We start from the raw sequence: 372 nt of genomic DNA, 5'->3' as shown, positions 1-372 counted from the left end.
AGCGATTGGGAACTTTATCGACCGCGTTTTCCGTCAGGAAGTGGTAGATTTTGCTCATTTCGTCTTTGGGAATTATCACTACCCAATCTTTAATATTGCAGATTCTTCTCTATGTGTAGGGGTTATTCTGCTCTTCATTCAAATGCTGTTAGATGGAAAGAAAACGAAGGAGTCAACTACATGAATCAAGTAAATATTGCCGTTTCAGAAGAACAAACAAGTGAACGGCTTGATAAATTTCTAAGCACGACAGAACCAGAATGGTCAAGAACTCAGGTCCAGCAGTGGGTAAAAGATGGGCTGATCGAAGTAAATGGGAAGCAAGTGAAAGCCAATTACAAAGTACAAGCTGGAGATCAGATTAAAGTCGAG

Annotated in this window: 2 protein-coding genes; both read left to right on the top strand. The window is 40.3% G+C overall.

Features of this window, described 5'->3' with window-relative positions; translation table 11 throughout:
• A partial coding sequence (gene lspA, locus SB658_RS22315; protein WP_410602389.1) for a signal peptidase II occupies window positions 1–184 on the top strand: 184 nt, incomplete at its 5' end.
• Window positions 181–372 (top strand): S4 domain-containing protein (locus SB658_RS22310; protein ID WP_410602387.1); only part of this gene is annotated, 192 nt, incomplete at its 3' end. The genes lspA and SB658_RS22310, both read left to right, overlap by 4 nt.

Origin of the sequence: Bacillus sp. SIMBA_008 (genome assembly GCF_046535495.1) — a bacterium.
GTDB classification, from domain to species: Bacteria; Bacillota; Bacilli; order Bacillales; family Bacillaceae; genus Bacillus; species Bacillus subtilis.
Note: the sequence above shows the minus strand (reverse complement) of the source record. Positions and strands in the feature narration are given on the sequence as shown.